General features: G+C 71.7%; 5 protein-coding genes. 3 read left to right on the top strand and 2 right to left on the bottom strand.

All coding sequences use genetic code 11. The features are described from left to right. The first annotated feature begins 273 nt into the window (after positions 1–273). Positions 274–930, top strand: a complete 657-nt coding sequence (locus ACIRB7_RS09710) for a TetR/AcrR family transcriptional regulator (RefSeq protein WP_403596144.1) — start codon at positions 274–276, stop codon at positions 928–930. A 12-nt stretch (positions 931–942) separates the two neighbouring features. Here the strand turns inward: ACIRB7_RS09710 and ACIRB7_RS09705 are convergent, their stop codons facing one another. Next, positions 943–1,734, bottom strand: a complete 792-nt coding sequence (locus ACIRB7_RS09705) for a metal-dependent hydrolase (RefSeq protein ID WP_403594882.1) — start codon at positions 1,732–1,734, stop codon at positions 943–945. Positions 1,735–1,865: 131 nt separating this feature from the next. Here ACIRB7_RS09705 and ACIRB7_RS09700 point away from each other — a divergent pair, with 131 nt between their 5' ends. Both ACIRB7_RS09700 and ACIRB7_RS09695 read left to right on the top strand, forming a co-directional pair. Then, on the top strand, positions 1,866–4,379 hold the full coding sequence (locus tag ACIRB7_RS09700) for a DEAD/DEAH box helicase (protein WP_403594879.1): 2,514 nt from the start codon (positions 1,866–1,868) through the stop codon (positions 4,377–4,379). 22 nt (positions 4,380–4,401) lie between these two features. Beyond that, the gene (locus ACIRB7_RS09695) at positions 4,402–5,265 is read left to right on the top strand and encodes an acyl-CoA thioesterase II (RefSeq protein ID WP_351220563.1); all 864 of its coding nucleotides are present in this window, start codon (positions 4,402–4,404) and stop codon (positions 5,263–5,265) included. A gap of 10 nt (positions 5,266–5,275) precedes the next feature. On the opposite strand, the gene ACIRB7_RS09690 is transcribed toward ACIRB7_RS09695, so the two are convergent. Next, positions 5,276–6,346 (bottom strand): RNA ligase (ATP), encoded by a 1,071-nt coding sequence (locus ACIRB7_RS09690; RefSeq protein ID WP_403594876.1) that lies wholly within the window; start codon positions 6,344–6,346, stop codon positions 5,276–5,278. Positions 6,347–6,364: the final 18 nt, after the last annotated feature.

Here is a 6,364-nt window from a genome sequence, read left to right as displayed (position 1 = left end):
ATATGGTCGCGGGTGGGGGGCCTTCGGGCTGGTGGGGGGGGTCGTGCCCGTGATCCCCCGCGGGGCGCCCCCCCCCCCCCCGGGGGGGGGGGGGGTCCCCCCCCCCCCCCCGCCCCCGCGGCGGTCAGTACCCGATCGTGAAGCGGCGCTGGACGAAGCGGGGCAGTTCCGCCTCGTCGACGAGGGCCACGGCCGCGTCCTCCGCCGAGACCCGGGACGGCTCCGGCCGGGCGCGGACGCCGTGAGCGGCTCCGGGCCGAGACCACGGCCGAGATCAAGGGCACGGCCCTGCGCCTGATGGCCTCGGGCGGCCCCGATGCCATCACCCTGCGGGCCATCGCCCGCGAGATGGGCATGACGGCCAACGCGATCTACGGCTACTTCGCCACCCGCGACGACCTGGTGACCACGCTCATCGACGACGTGTACGGGGCGCTCGCCGACGCCGTGGAAGCGGCCTGGGCCGAGGCCCCCGCCGGGGACCCGGCCGCCCGGATCCTGGCGTGGGCCCGCGCCTTCCGCACCTGGGCCCTGACGAACCCCGAGGGCTTCCGGCTCGTGTACGGAGACCCCGTGCCCGGCTACCGGCCCCCCGAGGGCGGCCCCGCCCCGGACCCGGCCCGCCGGGTGTGCACCGGCCTCGCCGGACTCGCCGGGGTCGCCTGGCCGTACGCCGAACCCCTCTACCGGGACAGCGCCTTCGCCTGGTCCGACTTCGACGCCGGGCTCCTCGACAAGGTGCGCCCCGCCTTCCCCGAACTGCCGCCCGCGGGCGTCGCCCTCGCCCTGCGCCTCTGGGGACACCTGCACGGACTCGTGACCCTGGAGGTGTACGGGCATCTCGGCCGTCAGGCGGTGAGCCCGGACAAGCTCTTCCAGGAAGAACTCCTCCGGCTCGTGACGACCCTCGGGGTACCGCGGAACGGTTGAGAGCGGCTCGGGTCAGATGAAGCCGAGCGCGGAAGCGCCCCCGGCTCCGCCGAGCAGCATGAACGCCGGCATCAGGACCTTGAGCTCGACCCAGCTGCCGGCCCGGAAGCGCATGGGTTTCGGCGGGCCGATCGGGTACCAGCGCTTCCGGCCGACCGGGATCGGCCACAGGATCGGGCAGCCGGAGACGGTCAGGGCGTCGCCGATGTCGTGGACGAGGGCGCCGAGGACGATCGGGAGCCCCAGCCACAGATATTCCTGGCCGGGGCCGGTGAAGAACCAGTCCGAGCCGTTGCCCGGCTGGTCGAGGACGCCGGCCAGGATCCAGGCACTGGTCGCGCCGAGCAGCCACACCAGGACGTCACTGGACATCCGCGCGGCCCGCCACAGCAGGCCCTCCACGGCGAGCACCAGATGGACGAAGAGGATCGCGAGCACCGCCCACCGGCCGCCGCCGACCGCCGCGGCCGAGGCGCCGCCGCCGATCAGGACCGCCCAGAGCCAGGTGTGGGTGAGCGTCCGGTGGCCGCCCGACCTGCGGGGGTCGGCGGAGGAGCGGGTCGCCTTGTAGACGGCGTACGACAGCTTGTCGACGATCTCGCAGAGGCCCTTGGAGACCGGCCCGAAGGCGCGGGAGATGGTCGCGGACTTGTGGTCGAGGTCGGGGGCGAGGGCGGCGCCCGCGCAGATGAGCGCGCCGACGACGAGAACCGGCCAGGGCATCGGCCGGTCGAAGGCCGCCGCAGCCGCTCCGACGCCCAGCCAGGCCGCCGCTCCGGACAGCGAATGCGCCGGTCCCATCATGGTCGACCCGCCCCGTTTCTCCCCTGCCGGCGCTCAGTTGACGACCGGTCGACGGACGAGCCTATCGTCCGTGATCTTGGCGTCCGGTGGCCGGTTCCCTCATCCGAGCGGAATCCAGGCAAGATGGGGGCGTGACCCTTATCGATCAGCTGCCGCCGACCGCCGACCCCGACGCCCTCTTCGAGGCCTTCTCCTCCTGGGCCGAGGACCGGGGCATCACGCTCTACCCGGCCCAGGAAGAGGCGCTGATCGAGGTCGTCTCCGGGGCGAACGTGATCTTGTCCACCCCCACCGGTTCGGGAAAGTCGCTGGTCGCGGCGGGGGCGCACTTCACCGCGCTCGCGAACGACCAGGTGACGTTCTACACCGCGCCGATCAAGGCGCTGGTGTCGGAGAAGTTCTTCGACCTGTGCAAGATCTTCGGCACCGAGAACGTCGGCATGCTGACCGGTGACGCCTCCGTGAACGCGGACGCGCCGGTCATCTGCTGCACCGCCGAGGTCCTCGCCTCGATCGCGCTGCGGGACGGCAAGTACGCCGACATCGGCCAGGTCGTCATGGACGAGTTCCACTTCTACGCGGAAGCGGACCGCGGCTGGGCCTGGCAGATCCCGCTCCTCGAACTCCCCCAGGCGCAGTTCGTCCTCATGTCGGCGACGCTCGGCGACATGTCGATGTTCGAGAAGGACCTGACCCGGCGCACGGGTCGGCCGACCTCGGTGGTCCGCTCCGCGACCCGGCCGGTGCCGCTCTCGTACGAGTACCGGCTGACGCCCATCACGGACACCCTGACGGAGCTCCTGGAGACCCGGCAGGCGCCGGTCTACATCGTGCACTTCACGCAGGCGCAGGCCGTGGAGCGCGCGCAGTCGCTGATGAGCATCAACATGTGCACGCGCGAGGAGAAGGACAGGATCGCCGAGCTGATCGGCAACTTCCGCTTCACCACCAAGTTCGGCCAGAACCTCTCGCGTTACGTCCGCCACGGCATCGGCGTGCACCACGCGGGCATGCTGCCGAAGTACCGCCGGCTCGTCGAGAAGCTCGCTCAGGCCGGTCTCCTGAAGGTGATCTGCGGGACGGACACCCTCGGCGTCGGTGTGAACGTGCCGATCCGTACAGTGCTCTTCACGGCCCTGACCAAGTACGACGGCACCCGGGTGCGGACCCTGCGCGCCCGTGAGTTCCACCAGATCGCGGGCCGGGCCGGCCGGGCCGGCTTCGACACGGCCGGTTACGTGGTCGCCCAGGCCCCCGAGCACGTCATCGAGAACGAGAAGGCGCTCGCGAAGGCCGGCGACGACCCGAAGAAGCGCCGCAAGGTGGTCCGCAAGAAGGCCCCGGAGGGCTTCGTCGCCTGGAGCGACGCGACGTTCGACAAGCTGATCGACGCCGAGCCGGAGCCGCTGACCTCCCGCTTCAAGGTCACCAACATCATGCTGCTCTCGGTGATCGCCCGGCCGGGCAACGCCTTCGAGGCGATGCGGGGGCTCCTGGAGGACAACCACGAGCCGCGCAAGGCGCAGTTGCGGCACATCCGCAGGGCCATCGCGATCTACCGCTCCCTGCTCGACGGCGGAGTGGTGGAGCAGCTGGACACCCCGGACGCCGAGGGCCGCACGATCCGGCTCACGGTCGACCTCCAGCAGGACTTCGCGCTCAACCAGCCGCTGTCGACGTTCGCGCTCGCCGCCTTCGACCTGCTCGACCCCGAGTCCCCCTCGTACGCCCTGGACATGGTCTCCGTCGTCGAGTCGACGCTCGACGACCCGCGCCAGATCCTCGCCGCCATGCAGAACAAGGCGCGGGGCGAGGCGGTCGGCCAGATGAAGCGGGACGGTGTCGAGTACGAGGAGCGGATGGAGCGGCTCCAGGAGATCTCGTACCCGAAGCCCCTGGACGAGCTGCTCTGGCACGCGTACGACGTCTACCGGAAGTCGCACCCGTGGGTCGGCGACCACCCGGTGTCGCCGAAGTCGGTCATCCGTGACATGTACGAACGGGCCATGACCTTCACCGAGTTCACCTCCTGGTACGAGCTGGCGCGGACCGAGGGCATCGTGCTCCGGTACCTGGCGAGCGCGTTCAAGGCGCTCGACCACACCATCCCGGACGACCTGAAGACCGAGGACCTGGAGGACCTGATCGCCTGGCTGGGCGAGATGGTGCGCCAGGTGGACTCCTCGCTGCTCGACGAGTGGGAGCAGCTCGCGAACCCGGAGGTCCAGACGGCCGAGGAGGCTCAGGAGAAGGCCGACCAGGTCAAGCCGGTCACGGCCAACGCCCGCGCCTTCCGGGTCCTCGTGCGGAACGCGATGTTCCGCCGGGTGGAGCTGGCCGCTCTCGACAACGTGTCCGCGCTGGGCGAGCTGGACGCCGAGTCCGGCTGGGACGCGGACGCGTGGGGCGACGCGATGGACGCGTACTGGGACGAGTACGACGACCTCGGTACGGGACCGGACGCGCGCGGTCCGAAGCTGCTCGCCATCGAGGAGGACGCGGCGCACGGCCTGTGGCGCGTCCGGCAGACCTTCGCCGACCCCAACGGCGACCATGACTGGGGCGTCAGCGCGGAGGTGGATCTCGCGGCCTCCGACGAGGAGGGCCGCGCGGTGGTCCGCGTGACGTCCGTCGGACAGCTGTAGACACCCCCGAAGGAGCTCAGCCGTGACGAATCCCGCCGAGAGGCTCGTGGACCTGCTCGACCTGGAGCAGATCGAGGTCAACATCTTCCGTGGGCGCAGCCCGCAGGAGTCGCTGCAACGGGTCTTCGGCGGGCAGGTCGCCGGGCAGGCCCTGGTGGCGGCGGGACGCACCACGGAGGGCGACCGGCCGGTGCACTCGCTGCACGCCTACTTCCTGCGGCCGGGCCGGCCCGGGGTGCCGATCGTCTACCAGGTGGAGCGGGTGCGGGACGGGCGTTCGTTCACGACCCGCCGGGTGACGGCCGTGCAGGAAGGGCGGACGATCTTCAATCTGACGGCCTCCTTCCACAAGCCGGAGGAGGGCGCCTTCGAGCATCAGCTGCCGCCGCGGCATCTGACCGACCCGGAGAGCCTGCCGAACCTCGCGGACGAGATCCGCGAACACCTCGGCGCGCTGCCGGAGGCCCTGGAGCGGATGGCCCGCCGGCAGCCCTTCGACATCCGGTACGTCGACCGGCTGCGCTGGACCATGGACGAGGTCAAGGACGCGGACCCGCGCTCCGCGGTGTGGATGCGGGCCGTCGGTCCGCTGGGAGACGACCCGCTGGTCCACACCTGCGCCCTGACGTACGCCTCGGACATGACGCTCCTGGACGCGGTAAGGATCCCGATCGAGCCGCTCTGGGGCCCGCGGGGCTTCGACATGGCCTCGCTCGACCACGCGATGTGGTTCCACCGCCCGTTCCGCGCGGACGAGTGGTTCCTCTACGACCAGGAGTCCCCGATCGCGACGGGCGGCCGGGGACTGGCCCGGGGCAGGATCTACGACCGCGAGGGCAGGCTCCTGGTGTCGGTGGTGCAGGAGGGCCTGTTCCGCGCGCTGTAGGCCGCCCCGGTCACTCGTACTCGGTGCCGCCCTTACGGGTCAGGTAGGCCGGGCTGACCGCCTTGGCGATGGCCCGGCCGCCGGTGACCGGGCTGTACCGCTCGGTCGCGGGCCGGATGACGACGCCCTCCCGCAGGTGCGTCTCCCGCCCGGAGACGGTCTCGCGGCCGGTGGCGTACGCGAGGACGGTGTCCAGGTCGTACGGGCCGGAGTACAGCCGCGGTACGAGCGGGACCTCGCCGGCCTCCAGGACGTCGGCGGGGTCCAGCCACCGCACCCGGCCGTCGATCTCGGCCGACACGTCGAAGAGCGCGTACCCGACGGTCTCGGACCGGGCGTCGGCGCCGTACGCGAGGTCCTGCACCCCGGAGCCGTACACCTCGCCGAAGACGCCGACGCGCCGGGCGCCGAGACGTTTCGCCAGCCGCTCGGCGACGGCGGGCAGGCCGTGGCCGTGGACGGCGCGCCAGTACAGGTTGCGCGGGTCCTCCTGGAGGGCGAGCCCCTTGGCCCCGAAGCCCTTCGAGGAGACCTGCACGCGCCCCTCCTCGGCGTGGTACGTCAGCAGGCAGGCCGTTCCGTGCAGCTTCTCCGTCAGGACGACGGGCTCCCCGGGCTCGAACATGCCGGGGTAGCGCTGGAGGTTCTCGATGTCGACCCAGGGCAGCAGGTCGGGCGCGACCTCGACGTCACCGCTCATCGTCGGCGGGATCGGCGGCGTCCACTTGACGATGCCGAGCGTCTCCGCGAAGTCGGTCCCCTCGCTCGCGGCCCGCGTCAGGTCGACGCCGGCGAGCGCACCGGGCCGGCACACGATCCCCTGCGACAGCTCGCCACGCAGCCGCACCGCCTTCACCCGGTCCGACTGCTTCCCGGCGAGCCGCCCGGTCAGCCCGAGCTCGTCGACGAGCCCCGCGGGCAGCACCGCCTGCTCCGGGATGTAGACGGCGACCTCACCGGTCCGGTAGGCGCCCTTGGCGACGACGGCCCGATAGAGCCCGACCTGCGCCAGTTCCAGGGCGTCGGCGTTGGGGTGGGGGTGGACGGTGAGGACTTCGGCGGTGACGCGCAGGGTGGACATCTCAGGGCTCCGGGTGCT

The sequence above is a fragment of the Streptomyces sp. NPDC093795 genome, assembly GCF_044764665.1.
GTDB lineage: Bacteria > Actinomycetota > Actinomycetes > Streptomycetales > Streptomycetaceae > Streptomyces.
The sequence above is the reverse complement of the archived record's forward strand: the minus strand, read 5'-3'. Positions and strand labels throughout refer to the sequence as shown.